The following is a 21,622-nucleotide window of genomic DNA, read 5'->3' as shown; positions in this document are numbered from 1 at the left end:
AAGCTTTTGGGTCGCCCTCTTGCCGTTTCGACGATTTATGGCTTCATTCTGTCCCGGACCGGCTTCATGAACGCTTCCAGACTGTTGCCTTGAACGTACACATCCGGCTTGATGCCGTCATCGGATATATTTTTTTGCTTCACATTCCAATAGAAGTTGACCACGTATAGCAGCACCTTATGAACCGGGTCATCGAACACGTATTGCCCGACGCCTTTTCCGTAGGTATCGCGTCCCACGATCGTAACGTTGCTTAGGTAGGATTTAAGGCCAAGCGTCAGCAGCTCGGATGCCGAAGCAGAGTTTTCATCGACCAGAATATAAATGTGCCTAAACTCGGTATACGAAGGATCGGAATAGAAGTTTTCCGTTTGACCATTGCGGTATATCATCATGCTGGTCACATAATCGGGCAGCAGCGCATCCAGCATAATATTGGCGCTTTGCGCTATGCCTCCCCCATTGCCGCGCAGATCCAGCACCAGATTTTTGCTCTCCGGCTCGTCGATCCGGTCGATGATGTCGATAAAAGCGTCATCGGTCCGCATATGGAAGGTCGGAATCCGAATGTATACCATGGAGCCTTCCTCCGTCAGCTCCAAATCGTTTTCCTCGTAGTAGCCCAATTGGTCGTAATCGTCTCCATAGATCATAAAGGAAAATTGATCGCCTTTTTTCTTCGCTTTTTCAAACCGCTCCGCGATCAATTCCAGCGGAATATCGGGCTGATCCAGCTCGGATAACAGCTCTTTGGAGGCTTCGACCGCATCCAGGTACAAATAGTTCTCCTCAAAAAAAGCTTTAATCTGCGACCCGATCGGTTTGTTTTTTTCCTTCAGCGATTCCTTGACCATCTCTGCCGTATAATTGCCGCTGTACAACTTCAGGCTTCGATCGCTGTATTCTCTGGCTTTGCCCTCATCTCCGTACAACAAGTTGGCATAAGCCAGCTGCGCCCAAGCTTCGGAGGATTCCGGATCGGTTTCCGCAGCATCGCTCAGATCCTGAATGGCTGCTTCATATTCGCCAAGCTCCACCTGACATAAACCGCTGTACCAGGCAATATCGGAGTGATCCGGGAACAACTCTCTGGCCGTCTGGCCAAGCTCCACACAACGGACATTTCGGTTAGCGCTGTAGAGCGAGGACAACTGCTGCATATAATGCAGAGGTTCGTCCGGCAGCGCTTGCGCCGCATAGCCGTAGTAATCGGCAGCATCCAGATAAAAGCCGAAATTGTACGCGGTATCGCCCATTTTTTCATGAATCAGCGCTTTATCCGCTACAACGTCCAGCGCTTCACCGTATACCGTTTTGGCCTCTTCGTATTCGCCCATGCCGTCATAAATGCCAATCAGCCACCAGTAAGCATCGGCGTCCTCCGGGTAATCCCTCAGCTTGTCGCGAAAAACAGCAACCGCCTCATCAAAGTAGCCGTAATCGGCATAAAATTCGCCCAGCATATCCATTACATCGGGATTATCCGGGAATTGCGCCTTAAGCTCTTGATGAAATTGATCCGAAGCCTCGAAATCGCCCATGTCGCCAAGCACAATCGCTTTGAGGCGGTATACATGATAATCGTCGGGGTATTTGCCGATAATATGCTCGGCATAATCCAGCGCCTTGGCGGATTCGCCCAGCGCAATATGGGAGTAAACCTTCATCTCCAAAGCGTCATAATCGCTTTCGTCCTTTTTCAAAAAAGCATTAAAAGACTGCAGCGCCTCCCGGTATTGGCTCCTGTCATAATGGATCATGCCTTTGCCGTAATGGGCATAAATGCTGCCATTATCATAGTCGATCGCCTTTTCGTACTGTTCCATCGCTTCATCGTAACGAGCAAGACCGTACAGGGCATTGCCCTTATTGATATATTCCGTGTCGGTATTAGGCAGCAGAAGAAGAGCGATCTCTATATACTCCAGACTTTTTTCGTAATCCCCCAGGTCATGATAAGCCCAGCTCATATTATTAAAGGGCGAATCATACACCTCCGATGATTGAATCGGAGAGCTGAGCTCCTTAAGCTCCGGTTTTGCCTCGTATATGGCATCGATGGCTTTTTCGAACTGGGTTATCGCTTCTTCAGTGCGCCCCTCCTCCATCAAGTCGAATCCTTTTTGATTAAATGCTTTGATGGAGCTTCTGGAGCTGATATCCTCCCCGTCGAACAGGTTCTGCAATCTATTTGCGCAAGCGCTGAGCAGCAATACGCAAAGAATCACTCCTACCGCAAGTGATATTTTTCTCCGCACGTTCAAGTTTTCGACCTCATTTCCTGTAATCCCAAATGTTGTATGACCCTATTTATATATGTATTCGACAAGCGGTGACATTCATCCTTTTTGCGCGCAGCAAAAAACGGACAATACTGCCGGCCTCTGTAAGGCTCCTGCAATATTGTCCGTTCAGGTGGAGTCGTGCTTATTAGATCGACTCATGGGCTACTCGTAATACGCATGCAGCAAATTCAATGTTTCCTGGGCGCCCGCTTCGTCTGCAACGTTCCAAACGCCGTTATCGGTCCAGCAGGTTCTGCACGTTTCTTCCGTTTCGCAAAAACCAGCGTCATCGCAGGTGTAGCAAAACTGCATCATGTTTTGGGTTACATAAGTTTCGGTTGCTCTCATGTCACTCACTCCTTGTTCTTTTGTTGTCTTTATCATACCACGAAAACAAGGAATATATTGTGATTATTTTCACATGAATATGACGAAACATTGAACACTGTTCATTATGGAGGCAACTAGCGATTTCCCATTTCGCCCGGATAGTCTTCGAAGGGGCCGCTCAGCACCAGCTTGCCCTGGTCATGAAGAGCCTTCAGATGCTCCACATGCCCCTTCACAACTTCCATATTCAGGGGTATGATCCCAACCCCATCCCGGCTTAAATCTTTTTGACAAACTCCGACTTTAATTTCATGGCCCCAAAACCGTCGATCTTGCAATCGATATTGTGATCGCCATCCACCAGCCGGATATTTTTAACCTTGGTGCCGATTTTCAGCACGGAGGAGCTTCCTTTTACCTTCAAATCCTTCACGATCGAGACACTATCGCCATCCTGCAGCACATTGCCATTGGCGTCCCTTACCACTTCCTCTTCAGAGCCTTGCTCATCCCCGCCCTGCGCGCTCCATTCATGGGCGCACTCCGGGCAAACATACAGATCTCCGTCCTCATAGGTATACTGCGACTGGCAAGACGGGCAATTCGGCAAACTAGACATTACGTATTCTCTCCTTTAATAGGTTGTTCAAAAAGTCCACTTCCCATTACGAAGCATGCCTAGCGGCATAGCTAGCATCGAATATGACATTCAGCCGAAATCAGCGTATGCTTACGAAGTATGTTTCCTCCGGAAACATTGGAGGTACTCACTTAGCTTACACTAAGCTCCGCTCCTCGATTTCTAGCTTCTTGCCATCTTCTCGGTACTGAAAAGCGAACTTTTTGAACCTCATTTTAAGCTTTTGAACAACTTCTTCAATACGGCTTATTGTACCATATATTGCTATGGCTTCCGCTTAAGCATTTGACAGTCCCATGGAGCGGATGGTTATAATTTGATATTACCCCCGAAAAGGAGATTCCCATGTCCCTTCAATACCGTTTAATAACCGATGCCGATTTACAGGAGGCGCTTCAGCGAGGTTTCCGGGTTCGCGTCTTCCAGGACAATCATATTGTAGACGCCAGCTCGGTCATTCTGCGCTTCGACGACAATACGGTCGTTACGCAGTCCAGCGTCAGCGACTTGTCCTACCATAACCGGAAAGAGTGCGAGTTTTTCCAATTGAAAAAGCGATAAAAACGGTTCATTGATTGAAAGTCGCTTTAAATAGGCGGAATGATTAGGCGAAAGGCACGCCGCATCATGGATTGCAAAAAAGTGCAATTGCAGGGGATGGCTCAGCCGCTTACACTATGCGCGTATCTAAAGTCATGAATAAGCCTGATAGGGGTGAAAAAAATGAAGCATTCCGTACATGTCTTTCTTGCGGGAGATTCCACGGTGCAAACCTACGAGAAGGAGCATGCGCCGCAGGCGGGCTGGGGTCAATTTATAGGCGAATATTTCACGAACGGCGTTTGCTTCGTGAATCGCGCGATCGGCGGCAGAAGCTCGAAGACGTTTGTCGAGGAAGGCCGGCTCCAGAGTATTCTGGACGAAATTAGCGAAGGCGACTATCTGTTCGTTCAGATGGGGCACAATGACGCCACGCAGAGCAGGCCGGAGAGATATACCGAGCCGTTTTCGGCATATAAATCATATCTAAGGATGTACATCGAAGGCGCGCGGCGACGCGGAGCCGTTCCCGTGCTGATCACTCCGGTCGGACGGCTGCACTTCGAGCACGGAACGTTCTTAAATGATTTTCCGCACTATTGCACGGCAATGAAGGAAGTCGCTGCCGAAGATAATGTCATCCTCATCGATTTGATGGCGGAAAGCCTTGCCTATTATTCATCCGTCGGCTATGAGGAGGCGGAGTCGTTTTTTATGGTATCGGTGAACGGGACCGACCACACGCATTTTACCGAAACCGGAGCACGCAGAATAGCCCGGCTATTAACGGATAAAGTGAAAAGCCTGGCTATCCTTCCTCATTAATCACTGGCTGCGCATGCCGAATCATCCCTCCGATTTTTGCATGGGAAGCCCCCCTCTGTTCAGGTATACTTTACATACACAAGGGGGTTAATTGATCTATCATTTTGTAAGCGGTTTCTTGCGAATGATTTGGGACGGGGGGAAGTTCATGCTCAAGCGAATGGGCGGTTTCGTGAGAACAGGAAGAAAGAATAGAAACTTTTACCGAAAAAGCTTGACGTGGTTCTTATTGGCCGCAAGCGTGCCGGGGTTAATCATCGCCGTAGCGACATACGGATTCGCGGTAGGGCCAATGCAGAAGAACATCAGCGACCTGCACCAAAATCAGATTAAAGAACGCGCGCAAAATATCGACGACCAATTCGGTTCCGTCGAGCTGGATATTTCGCATTGGGCGTTTAACCCGCAATTTGGCTCCGATCTGAAGGAAATCAATTTCGTATACCAATTCAAAGACACCTACAATATTACGAAGACATTGTTCATGCTTCAAGGCTCCCATCCGCTCATCAATCAAGTGCAGCTCTACATTAACGGACATAACACGGTACTGTTCCAACCGGAATTCTATACGCTGAGCAACCGCGATCAGATTGATGATTTCGAACGGATCATTGCGGAGGGAACAAATATTTATTGGAGTAATAGGCTGCCGACCGCGGAGGAAAAAACGCAAGCCGCGGAGGAACCCATCGTGCTGGTCCACAAAATTCCGGGCGACAGCAATTCCCCGTTCGGCGTGCTCGTCACGGAGCTTAAACGAGAGAAAGTCATGAGCCTGCTAAAAACCATGACTCCCTATAACCAAGGCTTTACGATGCTTCTCGACAAAAAAGGCGAGGTGCTTGTCGCCGACCATGCCGAAGAAAAGGCCGTCAATGAGCGGCTGCGCACGGAAGTGCTTAGCCGCGAGGAGCTGTCCGGCACATTCCTGTTGGATCAGGATGACGTCACCTATTCCGTATCCTTTGGAAGGCTGACCCGTCTGTCAACCGAATGGACGTATATTTCGGCTACGCCGATCACGACCATTACCTCCTCCGTGGTGAAGCTCTCCAATACGATTTTCCTGGTCAGCGCATCGGGGTTGCTGCTCGCGCTGCTGTTCTCCTGGCTTGCTTCCCGGCGGATCTATCTGCCCGTCGAGAGGCTTCTTAACAGCCTCAAGCGCCATAAAGACGAGGAGCTTGACCGCGGTATGGACGAATTTCAATATTTGGAGAACCAATGGAATCAGCTGCACGACGAAAGCCTGAACCTCCGCAATCGGCTGGAGGAACAGCGGACCCATGTCCGGTCGGGCTTTCTGCTTCAACTGCTGCAAGGACATCTCGCTTCCTATACGGAGAAGGATTTAAAGGGCAGAATGAAGCTCTACGGCTGGGATATCGATGACCATCAATTCCGTATCATGCATATTCAGCTGACGGGATACGACATATTGACCGAGCGATTTTCCCAAGGGGATGAAAGCCTCGTTACCTTTACGGCTTCCAATATTATCGAGGAGCTTGCCGCACAACATTTGCATCAGTTCAGCGTCATGAATTTTCACGACTTGACGGTGGCCGTGCTCGTCATGCACCAAGGCGGCGAACCGATCGCCGAACGAATTCAGATGTTGGGGACGGAAATTACGACAGCCATCAACGGCATTATCCATATGCAAGTCACGATTACGTTCAGCGGCTCTCTGGAGAGAATCCAGCAGATACCCGACATGTATATGGAAGTGGAGCGCGCGACGGGCTACCGAAAATTCGTCAATCAGAACCAGATGATTAACATGGAGCAAATCACCGCCCATGCCGATAGCAACGAATTCCACTATCCGTTTGCGCTGGAGCGGGATATCGTCCATGCGATGAGAGCCGGCGACAAGGGTGAAGCGGAGCGGCTGGTTACCTTATTCCTGGAAGAAGTGTTGTCCTTCCGCGGCACTGAAATTTTGGTGCAGCAAAGCATGCTGCAATTGTACGGAACGATCCAGCACGCCATTCTGCAGTCGGGTCTAAGTCCGCATCAACTGTTCGGCGGGGAAAATATGTTCGGCCACCTTTCGCAAATCCGCGAGCCGGATAAGATGCTGGGATGGATGAAGAAAAAAGTCATTGAGCCGTTCATTGACGAAAGAGACGCCAGAGCCAACCTTGAGCTGAAGCGGCTAGTGGAATCGACGATCGACTATATCCATGCCCACTACACGTCGGACATTTCGCTTGAGCTGTGCGCCGACCTTTCCGGGACGAACAGCTATACGCTCAGCAAATACTTTAAACAATTTATGGGAATCAATTTTATCGACTATGTGACAGAGCTCAGGATCGAAAAAGCCAAGACGCTGCTGCGCGAGACTGATCTCAAAATCAACAATATCGCTAACGAGGTTGGGTATCAGCAGCGATACTTCAACCGGATCTTCAAGAAGCAGGTTGGTATTACGCCCGGACAGTTCAGAGAGCAGACGGAGACCTGAAAACAAGAAAGTACCACCCCTCCAAAAAACGTCCATACAGACGAAAAAGCCTTGATTATCAAGGCTTTTCTCATGCAAAAAAGTGAGCTTGAATGTCTTTTCCAAAGAGGTGATACTCAAAAATGTAAGCGATAACATTATGGCGCGTTTGACCAAGAGAGGGTGAGTGGATGAATACGGCGCTTCCATCTGATTCAGAAGCATCCCTGACACGGATCAATCCTAAACGGAGACGCTGGCTGTCGAAGCTTAAAAAAGACAAATGGTTGTATCTCTTATTGGTTCCGGGGCTGCTGTACTTCCTGATATTCAAATATTGGCCCATGTGGGGCGTGCTCATCGCTTTCCAGAACTACCAGCCGTTTCTAGGCTTTTGGAACAGCGAATGGGTCGGATTTGAGCACTTCAGCAATTTTTTCGCCAATCCCGATTTTTTTCGGCTGCTGCGCAACACTCTGATCCTCGCCGTATACGATCTTGTCTTTTTCTTCCCGGCGCCGATCATTCTGGCATTATTATTAAATGAAGTGCGATTGGCTTATTTCAAAAGAGTCGTTCAAACGCTCGTATATGTTCCTCACTTCGTGTCCATGGTTATCGTGGCCAGCATGACCTACGTATTCTTGACGACCTCGGGCGGCATTATCAACGAACTCGTCGCCTCGATTACAGGAAAAACAATCAACTTTCTGGCAGATCCGTCATGGTTCCGACCTATGATCATCCTTCAAATCATGTGGAAGGATTCAGGCTGGGGCACGATTATTTTCTTGGCCGCGCTCGCTTCCGTCGATATGGAGCAATACGAAGCGGCCGTCGTCGACGGCGCGAATCGTTTCCAACGTCTGGTCTTCATTACGCTTCCCGCTATCAGCAGCACGATTGTCATTTTGTTGATTCTGCGGCTGGGAAGCTTCCTCGATAATGGCTTCGAGCAAATTTTCCTGATGACCAACTCACTGAACCGGTCGGTCGCGGACGTCTTCGACACGTATGTCTACTTTGTCGGCATTACGCAAGGAGCCTTCAGCTATAGCACCGCCATCGGTTTGTTCAAGTCGGTTGTCGGCATCCTTCTGATCTATGGCAGCAACCGGCTCGCCAAGCGGTTTGGCCAAGAAGGCATTTTCTAACGCAGGAGGGAACAGGAATGAACAGCAAGCATGACTCGCCCTTAGAGAAGCTGTTCGACGGCTTCAATTATTTGCTGCTAGGCATTCTATCGCTCGTCACGGTACTGCCTTTCATCTACATTATTGCCGGCTCCTTCGCCACGGAAGTGGAGCTGATGGAACGGGAATTCTTCATCTTTCCGAGGGACCCGTCGATCGCAGCGTTTCAATATATTTTCTCCACGGATACAGTTGCTCGCAGCTTGATCAACTCGGTTGTCATTACGATTACAGGAACTCTCGCCAATCTCGCGTTTACGTTCACGATGGCTTACTCACTCTCCCGCAAGGATTTGCTTGGGCGCAATATCATCATGAACCTGGTAATCTTCTCCATGCTGTTCAGCGGCGGCATGATACCGGGATACCTCGTGGTGAAGCAGCTTGGCCTGCTGGATTCCTATGCGGCGGTCATTCTCCCTGGCGCCATCAGCGCGTTTAATCTGATTATTATCAAAAACTTCTTCCAGCAGCTCCCTCCCGGCCTGGAGGAATCGGCCCGGATCGACGGCTGTACCGACCTCGGCGTCTTATGGCGCATCGCATTGCCGCTGTCGAAGCCGATTATCGCCACATTCGGCCTGTTCTACGCGGTTGGCCACTGGAACAACTTTTTCTCGGCGCTGCTGTTCCTGAACGATCACTCCAAATGGCCGCTTCAGGTCATTCTGCGGGAAATCGTCATGCTATCGCAGATGGCCGCGGGCGATATGAGCGCCATGGATGCGAATTTCATCGAGCCTCCGGACCAATCGGTCAAGATGGCCGTCATCGTAGTCGGCACGCTGCCCATCCTGCTGGTCTATCCGTTTCTGCAGAAGCATTTCGCCAAGGGCGTGCTTTTAGGCTCCATTAAAGGTTAGATGAACGCATCTGCGTGACATCTATATAGAAAGCAACTATTTTTGAAAGAGGAGGGTTTTTAATGAAAAAGAAAGCAACGGGTTTGAAAAAAAGCTTGCTCTTGCTTGTTCTATCCTCTGTAATGATCATATCCGCCTGCTCAGGGGGAAACGGAGGAACTGCCAAATCGGAAAGCGCTTCGCCTCAAAACACGCAAACCGCAAATGCCGAAGGCAATGGAATTGCCCAGGAAGATCCGTTCAAAATCAGCATCATGATGCAATCCTTTGATACCAATCTTCCGAAAGCCGACAGCCCGGTAATCAAAAAACTGGAAGAGTACACCAACACGAAGCTCGACATTCAATTTGTGCCGAACAGCTCCTATCCCGACAAAGTCAACATTACGCTCGCCTCCGGGCAGCTGCCCACGATTATGGTTGTCGACAAATCGCCAAGCTTCATCAGCTCGGCTAGGGCCGGCGCGTTCTGGGAGGTTGGCCCCTATCTGAAGGACTATCCCAACCTTAGCCAAGCCAATGACATCGTGCTGAACAACGCCTCCATTGACGGCAAAAATTACGGCGTTTACCGGGGCCGCGTGCTAGGCCGTATGGGCGTCACCCTTAATCAGGTTTGGATGGATAATCTCGGACTGCAGCCTCCGAAAACGATCGAGGAGTTTTACAATGTGCTAAAAGCATTCAAGGAAAACGACCCCGATCAAAACGGCAAGGACGACACCTACGGCATCGTCATTACGAAATACGCTGGACCTTGGGACATTATGCAGGTATGGTTCGGTGCGCCAAACGGCTGGGGCGACGACGGAAGCGGCAGCTTGGTACCGACGCATATGACGACGGAATATCGGGATGCGCTTAAGTTTTTCCGCAAGCTGTACGAGGAAGGCCTCGTAAACGAAGATTTCGCCGTCATGGATTCGGCCGTATGGAACGATCCGTTCGTGAACGGAAAAGCCGGCGTGTTCGTGGACGTGGCCGATAATGCACGCCGCCTTAACAGCCCTATGCAGGAAAAAGCGCCAAGAGACAGATCGTACACGAGCGTTTTCCAAGCGCCGGTTGGTCCGAAGGGCCATCGTGATATGCCGACGACCGGCTACTCGGGCATGCTCGCCATTTCCAAATCCGCCGTCAAGACGGAGGAGGAATTGAAGAAGGTTCTTACTTTCATCGACAAGCTCAGCGATGTAGAGATGCAAAATCTGCTTGGCTACGGAATAGAAGGCGTTCACTACGATATGGTAGACGGCTATATCGCGCCGAAGGAAAATTTGGATGCCGGCCTTATCCAGCAATACAACGGACTTAATCAAATGCTGACATTCATCGGCCCGGTTGCCCCTACTCTCGAGCAAACGGATGTTAACCAGATGATTGCTGACGTTCAGGCGGCTAACGAAAGCATCGTCGTCGCCAACCCGGCGCAGCCGCTTGTCTCCGAGGTATTCGCGCAAAAAGGGCAGCAGCTTGACAACATTATCGCGGACGCCCGGATTCAATACATTGTCGGCCAGATCGACGATGCCGGTTTCGACAAAGCCGTCGAGCTATGGAAAACAACCGGCGGAAACGATTATATTGAAGAAATCAACAAGCTCCACAAGGAATCCCAGCAGTGAGCGAACCTCTCACAACGGAGGTATATTGGATGAAAAAGCAAACAAAAGAACCTGCTCAAGTCCAGCAATTGGACATCTCCCAAGCGGGACTGCGCTGCAAAATGCTGCTTGGCGATCTGGACGGAGACGGCCGAATGGAAATCGTCATGGTCCAGCCCAACGGGGGCATTGATGACCGGTATGTCCCCCATCAGGCCCAATGTCTGACCGCCTTCGATCTGGACGGCCGCCTTCTATGGCAGGTCGGGGTTCCCGATCCGAATTGCGGCGGTCCGGGCTCGGATTATCCGGCGCAGCTCTATGATATCGACGGCGACGGCCGCTGCGAGGTGCTGTGCGTCATGAACAAGCGCTTCCTTATTCTAGACGGCCAAACGGGTCAAGAGAAACGTTCCTTCGAGCTGCCTTCGGAATGGGCGCATGATTGCATCATCATCGCCAATCTCAGCGGCGGAGCCTATCCGGCGGATATCATTCTGAAGGATCGTTACCAAACGTTATGGGCGGTCGACAACGAGCTTCGCCTCTTATGGACCTATGCGGGCAATCCGGGCCATTTCCCCTGGGTGTTCGACTTCGACGGAGACGGCCGCGACGAAGTCATGGCGGGTTACGACCTGCTGGATCACGATGGCAAGAAGCTATGGTCGGCACAGAATCTGGACGATCACGCGGATTGCATATGGGTCGGGGACGTGCTCGGAAGAGGCGACATGCAGATCGTCATCGGAGGAAGCGTAACCGTTATGTATGACGCTCAAGGCAAGGAGCTATGGCGGTACGAGGGGTCGATCGAATCCCAACACATTGCGCTTGGCAAATTCAGGGGCGATTTGAACGGATTGCAGATTGCCGGGCTCGACCGGATTACGCGCGGGGATACGGGAGACGTATTTTCCGAAAGCGGCAAAGACGGCCTCTTCTTGCTGGATTCGCAAGGCAAGGAATTGTGGAAGGAAAACCGGCAGACTAACGGTTGGCTGACCATCGTCGAAACGTTATCCAACTGGGATGACGGGCCTCTCGACTATATACTGGCATACCGGCGCGGGGGCGGCGTCCCGCCAACCTTGTATGACGGCCATATGGCCGAGACAGTAAGGTTCCCCAATGACGGCTACGTCGCGCATGCGGACCTGACGGGATCGGGACAGGAGCAGGTGCTGATCTACAACCAGTCCACGGCTTGGATCTATGCAAGCAGGCCGATAGAGCTGACGCCGAGTAAGCCGGGGGAGCCTTTGCCCCAGCCCAAACGTCTGTACAGCTCCACGTTGTACCCCGGCGGAGAGTATCGGTAAGAAAGGGAGATAGGTGAACCAAGCATGATGCAACTGGAGCAATTAGATCGGGGACTCGTCGCCATGTGTACGTCGGAAGGCGTTTTTCTCAGCTGGAGATTGCTGGGGAACGAAGCTACGGGGTGGGATGAACGAGGATTGACCGGTACAAACTTTCATGTCTATCGCGATGGCGCCTTTATGGCTGCCGTAAACGACAGCACCAATTATCTCGACCGCGGCGGAAGCGCGGCGTCGGAATACGAGGTTTGCGCCGTCGTAGGCGGTCGCGAGACGGAGCAGAGCGCGCGCGTTAAGCCATGGCGGAACAACTACTATGAATTGCCGCTCCGGAAGCCCGAGGATGGCGTCACGCCCGCGGGCGAGCTCTATACCTACTCTGCGAACGATATGAGCGTCGGAGATGTTGACGGCGACGGACAATATGAGTTTTTCGTGAAGTGGGACCCTTCAAACGCCAAAGACAATTCGCATTCCGGCTACACCGGCCCCGTCTATATCGATTGCTACAAGCTGGACGGGACGCTCCTGTACCGTATCGATCTCGGAGTCAACATCCGGGCCGGCGCGCATTATACGCAGTTTCTCGTATTCGACTTCGACGGCGACGGCCGCGCGGAGCTTATGATGAAGACGGCGCCCGGCACGAAGACGATCCGGCAAGGCAGAGGGGAGAACATGCCGGCCGAGACGTACATCACCATGCTTGAAGAGGATCTGGCACAGGGATACAGTCACCAGGACGATTACCGGATGAGCAGCTCGGACTACTATGAGCATATCGTCACGTTGTTCATGCGTTGGCATCGGCATGAAGAGGTGACGGCCGGCCATTGGCCGGATACTCTGGAGGCTTGCTTCGGCATCGAAAAGCGGTTTCACTACCCGCTGACTCGCGAGGATGCGGAGAAGCTGGCGGATTATATGATCGATGTCTACGCACCCGGCCGAAGCAGCCGCAACGCGCTGCGGGAGATACAGGGTTTTGTGCTGGACGGCCCGGAATATTTGACCGTATTCCACGGGGAGACGGGAGAAGAACTTCAGACCATTCGATACAAGCCCGGCCGGCATGACGATGGGCTGATGTGGGGCGATTATGCATGGAATCGCATCGAGCCCGGCAACCGGGTCGACCGATTTCTCGCAGGAGTCGCCTATCTGGACGGCGAGAAGCCATCCGCCATATTCGCGAGGGGCTACTACACAAGGGCAACGGCCATCGCCTATTCATGGGACGGCCGCAAGCTCCACGAGCAGTGGTTCGTCGACAGCGGCTGGGTCACGATGAACAATCCGTTTAACGACTCCCTCCATCTGCCGGATGGGCGGAACGAAGAGTTCGGCGCGCTCGCCAGGCAAGGGGCGCATTCCTTGAGCGTGGCAGACGTTGATGGAGACGGCTGTCAGGAAATTATTTACGGCGCGGCGACAATCGACCATGACGGAACCCTTTTATATAGCTCTGCGGGTATAATGACCGCAGTCGGGGATACGCCGGGCAAAGAAGTGAAGCTTGGCCATGGCGACGCGCTTCATGTCGCGAATATCGATCCCGATCGTCCGGGGCTGGAAATATTCATGGTGCATGAAGGCGGCGCGTCCGTACCTTACGGCTACACATTGCGGGATGCGCGGACGGGCAAGGTGTTATACGGCGCCCCGGCGGTCGGCGATGTGGGTCGCGGCATGATCGGCCAAGTCGTTCCCGGCTGCCGCGGCTTGCAAACCTGGAGCAGCGAGGATATCCATAGCCAGGAGACGTTTGGCTTGATGACGGCCCTAGGCGAGCAGATCGACCGGAGGGTTCCCGGGACGAACATGAGCATTCGTTGGGCCGCCGACATGACCACCCAGATCATAAGCGGTTCCTTCGATCAGCCGGTCGCCATCGATGATTGGGAAAGAGGCAGACTTCTGACGGCCGAAGGCTGCCGATCCAATAACGGCACGAAGGGCAACCCCTGTCTCGTGGCCGACATTTTCGGCGACTGGCGGGAAGAGTTGTTGGTGAGGACGGCAGACAGCTCTGCCATGCGGATCTACTTCAGCACGGAGCTTACCGACCGCAAGCTGTACACGCTGATGCACGACGCCCAATACCGGGTCGGCGTCGCCTGGCAAAACGTCGTCTATAATCAGCCTTGTTATCCAAGCTTTTATCTGGCTTCGGATCTCGATTGGCGCGAGGTGCCTCTTCCGCGCGCCGGCGAAACCGCCAAGACGGATTAGCGTCTCTTCTTCACCGTCTCCCCTTCAATCAGAACGGGCTGATAGTAGGTGGTTTCCTTCAAATCCTTTTTCCCTTGCAGCTTTTTAATAACGAAGTCGGCTGCGTCGCGCCCCATCTGCTCCTGGGGATGGGTCAAGGTGGTCAGCTTGATATTTGCGTTTTTGGCGATGTACGAGTTGTCCTGCCCGATGATGGATAAGTCATCCGGAACGGACAACTCAAGTTGTCTGCACACATTTACGACTTCTAGTCCCACCTCGTCGTTATAGCAAACAATGGCCGTCAATACCTCTCTGTTTTCGCTCAGGAATGTCTTCAAGTTGACGGATAGATCCTGCTTGGTTTCGGTATCAAATGCCAGCACCTGCTCCGGGTGAAAGCTTAATTTGGCTTCCCCTAACGCTTTGATGTACCCCTTCATACGGTATTTCCCCTGCAAATCGTCCATTTTGGCAATAATTCCGATTCGGGTATGCCCGTTCGTGATCAGTTCCTTGGTAGCGAGATAGCTGGACTGGACATCGTCGAGACAGAAAAAAGGAACCTCCAGCTCTTCATAATAAGCATTGATCATGGCAAAAGGGACCTCTTGCTCCTTAAACGACAGGTAATACGCAATATTGGGATTGTACAGATTACTCTTTGTCGGTTCCACGATCAAACCATCCACGCCATAAGAAAGCATCATTTCCAGCGCCTTCTTTTCCTGCGCAACATCGTTATTGGTGCTGGCCAGCAGCAGCGAATAATTATCCTCGTTCAACCGTCCTTCGATGCCGCGAATAATGGAAGGAAAAATATAATCCGAAAGATACGTCGTGATGACTCCGATCGTCCGGTTGTTGGGACTGCCGCCTGACTTCGCACGATATTGATTACTGACGTAGGTGCCGGAACCTTTTTCGCTTCTTAAAAATCCTTCGTTGGAAAGCTCCAAAATAGCTTTTCGCACCGTTTGGCGGCTAACCTGGTATTTGTCCTGCAGGGCCGATTCCGTAGGAATTTGTACACCCACGCTGTATACCCCTGACAAAATGTCGCTTTTGATATCTTCAAGAATGACCTGATATTTGGGTTTCATCTATATTCACTTCTTTCGCAGTTGTCCATACCTCGCAATCATGCGCTTAATCGCCATCATGCCGAAGTCCATTATACAAATCGGCAAACACGCCTCGAATTTGTATGTACATCTTTTAACGTGTTTATGGTCCTATTATTATGCATCCTACTCCATATTACAAGACAAGCGGCAACTTTTCTTCGCGGTAACTTGTAAATACAATTCTTAATCCTTATTGACAAATGTACGAACAAAAAATATACTAGGGCTGAAATAAAGGAAGCGCCTTCTTACAGTCATGCATGTTATGTGGTTAAAACAATTGGTAGGGAAGGGAGCAGCGTGTCCATGGTTCAAAATATCAAGCAAGACATCGCCAGTGGAGCAACCTCGCTTGGCATCGAATTTGGGTCCACACGCATTAAAGCCGTGTTGATCGATTCTCGGTTCGAGACGATCGCATCGGGCAGCTTTGAATGGGAAAACCTTTTGGTAGACGGGTATTGGACATACAACTTGACGGACATCATCAAGGGTCTGCAAGATGCCTATAGCGAAATGAAGCAAGAAGTGGAGCAAAAATACGGAGTTAATCTGCAAAACGTCGGCACCATCGGATTTTCCGCAATGATGCACGGATATATGGCGTTTGACAGCGCGGGCGAGCTGCTGGTTCCGTTCCGCACTTGGCGCAATGCCACGACAGGAGAGGCCGCCAAGGCGTTGACGGATTTGTTCCAATTCAACATCCCTGAACGGTGGAGCATCGCCCACTTGTATCAGGCCATATTAAACGGTGAACAGCATGTGCCTCAAATTGAGTCGATCACGACGCTGGCGGGATACATTCACTGGCTGCTGACCGGCAACAAGGCTCTCGGCATCGGCGACGCTTCGGGTATGTTCCCGATCGATGAAGCAGCGCAAAACTACAACGAGTCGATGATCGGACAATTTGACGAGCTCGTCGCATCCAAAGGTTATCCTTGGAAGCTCACCGATATTTTGCCCAAGGTTTATGGAGCGGGCGAGCAAGCTGGCGTCTTGTCCGAGTCTGGCGCCGCTATTCTTGATCCGTCTGGCAGCCTGCAGGCGGGCATTCCTCTATGTCCTCCAGAGGGCGACGCAGGAACAGGGATGGTTGCGACAAACAGCGTGAAAAAACGGACCGGCAACATCTCCGTCGGCACCTCGGTTTTTGCCATGATCGTATTGGAGCGGGATCTGTCGGCCGTATATCCGGAGATCGATATGGTTACAACGCCGGACGGCAGTCCTGTCGGCATGGTTCACGCCAACAACTGCTCCAGCGATATCAATGCCTGGGTAGGCTTGTTCCGGGAGTTCTATGTAGCTATGGGGCAAAAAACCGATTCCGAGCAATTGTTCAGCGTTTTGTTCAATAAAGCGCTGGAGGCGGATGCCGATGGCGGCGGTTTGCTCAGCTATGGATATTTCTCGGGCGAAAACATTACCGGCATCGAAAAAGGACGCCCGTTATTCGTCCGTTCGCCGGAAAGCCGGTTCACTCTGGCCAATTTTATGCGGACTCATCTGTTTACCGCATTTGCCGCTCTGAAGCTTGGCATGGATATTTTGACTCTGAAAGAAAACGTTGCGATCGACAGCATTTTGGCTCATGGCGGCTTGTTCAAAACACCGGTCGTTGGACAAAAAATGGTGGCAGCCGCGCTTAATGTGCCGGTTTCCGTCATGTCGACAGCGGGAGAAGGCGGAGCTTGGGGCATGGCGATTTTGGCCGCTTATGCGGGTAACCGCGGCAACGGCGAGGTCCTGGCCGACTACCTGGAAAACAAAGTTTTCAAGGATGCCGAGGGAGTGGAAATTGCTCCGGATGGAGCCGACGTCAAAGGGTTTGAGCTTTTCCTGGAACGTTACGTGAAGGGGCTTGCGATCGAGCAAGCGGCTGTTGATCATCTGGTCGAGAACTGGAGGAATTAAAATGCTGGAGAAACTAAAAGAAGAAGTATACGAAGCCAATCTGGATTTGCCCAAGCATGGTCTCGTGAAATATACATGGGGCAATGTCAGCGCGGCCGACCGCGAAAGCGGCTTGTTCGTCATCAAGCCAAGCGGCGTCAGCTACGACAAAATGAAGCCAAGCGATATGGTCGTAGTTGATTTCGACGGCAATGTTGTCGAAGGCGATCTCAGGCCTTCCTCCGATACGCCGACTCACGCCGTGCTTTATAAGCATTATGCGGAGATTGGCGGCATCGTGCACACGCATTCCACATGGGCGACCATCTGGGCGCAAGCCGGACTGGACGTTCCCGTTATGGGAACTACCCATGCAGATACCTTTTACGGCTCCGTGCCTTGCGCGCGTTTCCTGAACCAAGAGGAAATCGACCGCGGGTATGAAGTGGAGACCGGAAACGTCATCATCGAAACCTTCCAGCAGCGTAACCTTGATGTTCTGGCGATTCCCGGTGTTCTGCTGAAGGGCCATGCGCCGTTCACTTGGGGCAAAGACGCCAAATCGGCGGTAATGAACAGCGTTGTATTGGAAGAGGTTTGCAAAATGAATCTATTCGCGCGCCAACTAAACAGCTTCGCCGAAGAATTACCGCAGAGCATACTGGATAAACATTACCTTCGCAAACACGGAAAAGACGCTTACTACGGCCAGAAGTAAAAACGATGTAAGTTCAACAATAAAACCGGCAGAAGCAGGCCAGAGTGCGGATGGTTCTGGAGAAAAGCATATGCTTGCGATGCGACGTTCTTTCAGAACGTTTCAAGCGTTCGCTTGTGTTTCCGGATTCCAACAATTGACCCTATCATTAAAGGGAATCTGGAAACAACTGCGATCGGAAGAACCATCCACACGGCGGCCTGAACACCTGCCAATACCCTTTAGTTAAACTTATATACACCCCACAGAAAAGAGGATGAACAAACATGTCAAAAGCAATCGTTAAAGAATTCTGGTTTGTCGTAGGATCGCAGCATCTGTACGGAGAAGAAGCGCTCGCTGAAGTTAAGGCGCATGCCCAAGCCATGACCGATGCATTGAACAAAAGCGGCGTATTGCCGTATCCGCTCGTGCTTCAGGATCTGGCAGTAAGCGCGGACAAAATCACTTCCGTCATGAAGGAAGTCAACTATCGCGACGAGGTTGCAGGCGTTATCACATGGATGCACACTTTCTCCCCGGCCAAAATGTGGATTCGCGGCACAAAGCTGCTGCAGAAGCCGCTTCTGCATCTGGCTACGCAATATAATGAAAGCATTCCTTGGGCCACAATCGACATGGACTTCATGAACCTCAATCAAGCTGCTCACGGCGACCGTGAATACGGCTTTATCAACGCTCGTTTGCAGAAGCAAAACAAAGTGGTTGTTGGCTATTGGGAGCGCGCCGAAGTTCAGAAGCAAATCGCTGAATGGATGGACGTTGCGGTTGCCTATAATGAAAGCTTCAACATCAAAGTAGCTCGTTTTGGCGACAACATGCGCAATGTTGGCGTTACAGAAGGCGATAAAGTCGAAGCGCAAATCCAGTTTGGCTGGACCGTCGACTACTTCGGCATCGGCGACCTTGTTGAATACGTTAATGCGGTTACCGCAGAGGAAGTTGACGCCTTGTTCGCGGAATACGCAGAGCTGTATGATTTCGATTACGGCTCGTACAGCAAAGAAGCTTGGGAAGCCAGCGTAAAAGTTCAAGCAAGCTATGAAATCGCTCTGAAAAAGTTTCTGGATAAAGGCGGCTACAACGCCTTCACTTCGAACTTCGAAGATCTGCACGGCATGAAGCAGCTTCCGGGCCTTGCCGTTCAACGCCTGATGGCGCAAGGCTACGGCTTTGCGGGCGAAGGCGACTGGAAAACAGCCGCTCTCGACCGCTTGCTGAAAGTAATGAGCCACAACCAGAACACTGGCTTTATGGAAGATTACACGTACGAGATGGCTGAGGGCCAAGAAGCCATTCTCCAATCGCACATGCTTGAAGTTGATCCAAGCCTGGCAAGCAACAAACCAAAAGTGCTTGTTTCGCCGCTTGGCATTGGCGACCGCGAAGATCCCGCTCGTCTGGTATTCGACGGCAAAGCAGGCGACGGCGTCGTTGTATCGATGGCCGACTTCGGAACTCATTACAAGCTGCTGATCAACGAAGTTACGGCATTTGAACCAACGGTTCCTGCTCCTAATTTGCCTGTAGCTCGCGTTTTGTGGCAAGTTAAACCTAACTTCCAAGACGGAGTTAAAGCCTGGATTGAAAACGGCGGAGGCCATCATACCGTCGTTTCCCTGAATCTGACAACAGACCAGATCATTACGTATGCCAAGCTGGTGAACCTGGATTACGTCGTTATCAAGTAATTAGAGGAGCCGCGCTTCTAATCTAAAAAGATGCTTCTAAACTAAAAAGATTGGGACTGTGCAAATAGTCCCTAAATAAAGGGCTGGACCGAGAAAACGCATCGTTTTCCGTCCAGTCCTTTCGTATTATGAGGGGCTGTCCAAAAAGCCGATCCGCGTATCTGATTCAATTAAAAACGCTAATGGACATCCGTGTCCGTTAGCGCTTATTTTTTAACTTTTTGCGTTTGTAACGGACATTGATGTCCGTTACAGTGAAAATTATCCAATAATTACCCATTTTGGGGCTCTAACGGACAAGGATGTCCGTTAGCATTTCAAAATCTGCGTTTTACGCGTCTAACGGACTTTCGTGTCCGTTAGAGCGTTTGACTTTTTGGACAGCCCCTTTTTGTGCCTGCTTTTGCAGGTACATGGCGAGGCGCACCCCCGCCACATTCACCTGCTTTGTTTTGACATCTTCGCCTTCGCTGTAGCGGACATGAATGTCCCTTACAAGGGGAAATAGCAACTTTTCTACATTGCAACGGACACATATGACCGTTACAGCCTGAAAAAGAGCCAAAATAGCATGATTTGGGGCTGTAACGGACATGGATGTCCATTACATTCGCCAAAAGCTATAAAAAACACGGCTAATGGACATGGATGTCCATTACATTCGCCAAAAGCTATAAAAAACACGGCTAGCGGACATGGATGTCCACTAGCCGGCGTCGCCTTTCTCTTTTAACACAGGTCCCAGCAGACGCAAAAAGACACCCCGTGTAACAAATAGTCCCGGGATGTCTTTTGTTGTTCATATTGGGCCAACCTTGACAGAAGGTCCTCCCGTCAACCCGGCAAATAAGCCGGTTCTTTCCCACGATAATAGCTTTGCAGCACCTCGCCCGCTTTTTTGCCGTAGATGTCGAATCCCCGGTTAACAGGCGCATCCTCGTGAGCGTACAGCTTGACGCTCCAATCCCACCAGAAAAATCCCGAAAACCACGGCTCATCCCAGAACGCCCGAAGCGCCGACTCATAAAAGTTGGCCTGCTCCTCTTCATGGTATGGAAGCTCCACATGCGTAAAATCCCATGGCATAGTGGAGCAGCCCAGCGCGCTGCGGCAGCCGATTTCCATAAATACGATCGGTTTGCCAAAAGCTTGCGATAAGGCAGCTAGCTTGGGCTTCTGGCTCTCCCATCCCTCCAGCATCGACTCCACGCTGTCTCCGGGACGTTTGCCAACGGGATAGTAGGCGCTAATGCCGATATAGTCAACCGCATCGAACCAATCCGCTCCGGTTTCCTTTCCGTGATTGGCATTATAGATGATGGGGCCGCTGTAAAGGGAACGCACCTGCCCAATCAGCTTGCGCCAGTAATCGGACTGTCCTTCCGTCCGCACCATTTCGCAGCCGACGCAAAACATTTCGCAGCCCAGTTCCTCGGCCAATTCCGCATAGTGGCTTATAAAGCTGCTATAGGAATGGAACCAGGCGTCCCAATAAGGCGCAGCCTGATCATCGCTTGGAAAACCGATATGCGCGCGCCATATGCCATCCTTGGAGTTGACGACCGGCTTGAGGCAAACCTTAAGTCCTTTCGCCTTGGCCTCTTTTACGGCATGGGCAATATCCCGATCCGTCATCGTGTAGCTGTAATCAAAAGAAATGGCCGTGGAGTGAACATTTTCCTGATAGGTCCAGAAGGATAACGCGATCCATTCGCTTCCCGTTTCCGTCAGCTTATCCAATGAATCCATCGCGTAAGGCTGCCTGTACTCTCCCCTGCTCGCCCCCCAGCCATAGGTCATTCCTTTAAAAAATTCTCTTTCCGCATTACGGCTTTGTGTCATTATATCATCCCCTTTCAAAAACGCGATTCCGCAAGATGAAACGCCTGACGGCATCCTTGCTGAAGATGCCGTCGTTA

The 21,622-nt window shown here is 51.2% G+C and carries 16 protein-coding genes; 11 read left to right on the top strand and 5 right to left on the bottom strand.

Translation table 11 applies throughout. The features are described 5' to 3' along the window. Nucleotides 1-35: 35 nt before the first annotated feature. The 3 genes from ACX93W_RS13490 to ACX93W_RS13480 all read right to left on the bottom strand — a co-directional run bounded on the left by ACX93W_RS13490 (nt 36) and on the right by ACX93W_RS13480 (nt 3,234). Nucleotides 36-2,258, bottom strand: a complete 2,223-nt coding sequence (locus tag ACX93W_RS13490) for a S41 family peptidase (RefSeq protein ID WP_459392924.1) — start codon at nt 2,256-2,258, stop codon at nt 36-38. A 189-nt stretch (nt 2,259-2,447) separates the two neighbouring features. Further along, nucleotides 2,448-2,633 (bottom strand): hypothetical protein, encoded by a 186-nt coding sequence (locus tag ACX93W_RS13485; protein WP_459392892.1) that lies wholly within the window; start codon nt 2,631-2,633, stop codon nt 2,448-2,450. A gap of 259 nt (nt 2,634-2,892) precedes the next feature. Next, entirely contained in the window at nt 2,893-3,234 is a 342-nt protein-coding gene (locus ACX93W_RS13480; RefSeq protein ID WP_459392891.1) for a zinc ribbon domain-containing protein YjdM, read from the bottom strand. 366 nt (nt 3,235-3,600) lie between these two features. Here ACX93W_RS13480 and ACX93W_RS13475 point away from each other — a divergent pair, with 366 nt between their 5' ends. The 8 genes from ACX93W_RS13475 to ACX93W_RS13440 all read left to right on the top strand — a co-directional run bounded on the left by ACX93W_RS13475 (nt 3,601) and on the right by ACX93W_RS13440 (nt 14,289). Next, nucleotides 3,601-3,816, top strand: a complete 216-nt coding sequence (locus ACX93W_RS13475; RefSeq protein ID WP_459392890.1) for a hypothetical protein — start codon at nt 3,601-3,603, stop codon at nt 3,814-3,816. 162 nt (nt 3,817-3,978) lie between these two features. Next, nucleotides 3,979-4,620, top strand: a complete 642-nt coding sequence (locus ACX93W_RS13470; RefSeq protein WP_459392889.1) for a rhamnogalacturonan acetylesterase — start codon at nt 3,979-3,981, stop codon at nt 4,618-4,620. A 148-nt stretch (nt 4,621-4,768) separates the two neighbouring features. After that, nucleotides 4,769-7,096 carry a helix-turn-helix domain-containing protein gene (locus ACX93W_RS13465; RefSeq protein ID WP_459392888.1) on the top strand — a complete coding sequence of 776 codons (2,328 nt, stop codon included), beginning with the start codon at nt 4,769-4,771 and terminating at the stop codon, nt 7,094-7,096. A gap of 170 nt (nt 7,097-7,266) precedes the next feature. Beyond that, the gene (locus ACX93W_RS13460; RefSeq protein ID WP_459392887.1) at nt 7,267-8,229 is read left to right on the top strand and encodes an ABC transporter permease; all 963 of its coding nucleotides are present in this window, start codon (nt 7,267-7,269) and stop codon (nt 8,227-8,229) included. A gap of 17 nt (nt 8,230-8,246) precedes the next feature. Next, nucleotides 8,247-9,131, top strand: a complete 885-nt coding sequence (locus tag ACX93W_RS13455) for a carbohydrate ABC transporter permease (protein WP_459392886.1) — start codon at nt 8,247-8,249, stop codon at nt 9,129-9,131. Nucleotides 9,132-9,193: 62 nt separating this feature from the next. Further along, entirely contained in the window at nt 9,194-10,756 is a 1,563-nt protein-coding gene (locus ACX93W_RS13450) for an extracellular solute-binding protein (RefSeq protein ID WP_459392885.1), read from the top strand. 29 nt (nt 10,757-10,785) lie between these two features. Further along, nucleotides 10,786-12,057, top strand: a complete 1,272-nt coding sequence (locus ACX93W_RS13445) for a rhamnogalacturonan lyase family protein (protein WP_459392884.1) — start codon at nt 10,786-10,788, stop codon at nt 12,055-12,057. 24 nt (nt 12,058-12,081) lie between these two features. After that, nucleotides 12,082-14,289 carry a rhamnogalacturonan lyase gene (locus ACX93W_RS13440; RefSeq protein WP_459392883.1) on the top strand — a complete coding sequence of 736 codons (2,208 nt, stop codon included), beginning with the start codon at nt 12,082-12,084 and terminating at the stop codon, nt 14,287-14,289. On the opposite strand, the gene ACX93W_RS13435 is transcribed toward ACX93W_RS13440, so the two are convergent. Beyond that, nucleotides 14,286-15,371 (bottom strand): substrate-binding domain-containing protein, encoded by a 1,086-nt coding sequence (locus ACX93W_RS13435; protein WP_459392882.1) that lies wholly within the window; start codon nt 15,369-15,371, stop codon nt 14,286-14,288. The genes ACX93W_RS13440 and ACX93W_RS13435 overlap by 4 nt on opposite strands. Before the next feature lie 330 nt (nt 15,372-15,701). Between ACX93W_RS13435 and ACX93W_RS13430 the strand changes: the two genes are divergently transcribed. The 3 genes from ACX93W_RS13430 to araA all read left to right on the top strand — a co-directional run bounded on the left by ACX93W_RS13430 (nt 15,702) and on the right by araA (nt 19,703). Continuing rightward, nucleotides 15,702-17,315, top strand: a complete 1,614-nt coding sequence (locus ACX93W_RS13430; protein WP_459392881.1) for a xylulokinase — start codon at nt 15,702-15,704, stop codon at nt 17,313-17,315. A 1-nt stretch (nt 17,316) separates the two neighbouring features. Continuing rightward, the gene (locus ACX93W_RS13425; RefSeq protein WP_459392880.1) at nt 17,317-18,012 is read left to right on the top strand and encodes an L-ribulose-5-phosphate 4-epimerase; all 696 of its coding nucleotides are present in this window, start codon (nt 17,317-17,319) and stop codon (nt 18,010-18,012) included. Between the two features lie 266 nt (nt 18,013-18,278). After that, nucleotides 18,279-19,703, top strand: coding sequence for an L-arabinose isomerase (gene araA / locus ACX93W_RS13420; RefSeq protein WP_459392879.1), 1,425 nt, complete (start codon nt 18,279-18,281; stop codon nt 19,701-19,703). An 834-nt stretch (nt 19,704-20,537) separates the two neighbouring features. Here the strand turns inward: araA and ACX93W_RS13415 are convergent. Next, nucleotides 20,538-21,545, bottom strand: coding sequence for a glycoside hydrolase family 113 (locus ACX93W_RS13415; protein WP_459392878.1), 1,008 nt, complete (start codon nt 21,543-21,545; stop codon nt 20,538-20,540). Between the last annotated feature and the right edge of the window lie 77 nt (nt 21,546-21,622).

This window comes from Paenibacillus sp. CAU 1782 (genome assembly GCF_054551715.1).
Note: the sequence above shows the minus strand (reverse complement) of the source record. Positions and strands in the feature narration are given on the sequence as shown.

Bases quoted from the DNA above. Each gene is read 5' to 3' on its own strand.
- ACX93W_RS13485 (WP_459392892.1), bottom strand. From the start codon at position 2,633: ATGAGAGCAACCGAAACTTATGTAACCCAAAACATGATGCAGTTTTGC.
- ACX93W_RS13480 (WP_459392891.1), bottom strand. From the start codon at position 3,234: ATGTCTAGTTTGCCGAATTGCCCGTCTTGCCAGTCGCAGTATACCTAT.
- ACX93W_RS13475 (WP_459392890.1), top strand. From the start codon at position 3,601: ATGTCCCTTCAATACCGTTTAATAACCGATGCCGATTTACAGGAGGCG.
- ACX93W_RS13470 (WP_459392889.1), top strand. From the start codon at position 3,979: ATGAAGCATTCCGTACATGTCTTTCTTGCGGGAGATTCCACGGTGCAA.
- ACX93W_RS13465 (WP_459392888.1), top strand. From the start codon at position 4,769: ATGCTCAAGCGAATGGGCGGTTTCGTGAGAACAGGAAGAAAGAATAGA.
- ACX93W_RS13460 (WP_459392887.1), top strand. From the start codon at position 7,267: ATGAATACGGCGCTTCCATCTGATTCAGAAGCATCCCTGACACGGATC.
- ACX93W_RS13455 (WP_459392886.1), top strand. From the start codon at position 8,247: ATGAACAGCAAGCATGACTCGCCCTTAGAGAAGCTGTTCGACGGCTTC.
- ACX93W_RS13450 (WP_459392885.1), top strand. From the start codon at position 9,194: ATGAAAAAGAAAGCAACGGGTTTGAAAAAAAGCTTGCTCTTGCTTGTT.
- ACX93W_RS13445 (WP_459392884.1), top strand. From the start codon at position 10,786: ATGAAAAAGCAAACAAAAGAACCTGCTCAAGTCCAGCAATTGGACATC.
- ACX93W_RS13440 (WP_459392883.1), top strand. From the start codon at position 12,082: ATGATGCAACTGGAGCAATTAGATCGGGGACTCGTCGCCATGTGTACG.
- ACX93W_RS13435 (WP_459392882.1), bottom strand. From the start codon at position 15,371: ATGAAACCCAAATATCAGGTCATTCTTGAAGATATCAAAAGCGACATT.
- ACX93W_RS13430 (WP_459392881.1), top strand. From the start codon at position 15,702: ATGGTTCAAAATATCAAGCAAGACATCGCCAGTGGAGCAACCTCGCTT.
- ACX93W_RS13425 (WP_459392880.1), top strand. From the start codon at position 17,317: ATGCTGGAGAAACTAAAAGAAGAAGTATACGAAGCCAATCTGGATTTG.
- araA (WP_459392879.1), top strand. From the start codon at position 18,279: ATGTCAAAAGCAATCGTTAAAGAATTCTGGTTTGTCGTAGGATCGCAG.
- ACX93W_RS13415 (WP_459392878.1), bottom strand. From the start codon at position 21,545: ATGACACAAAGCCGTAATGCGGAAAGAGAATTTTTTAAAGGAATGACC.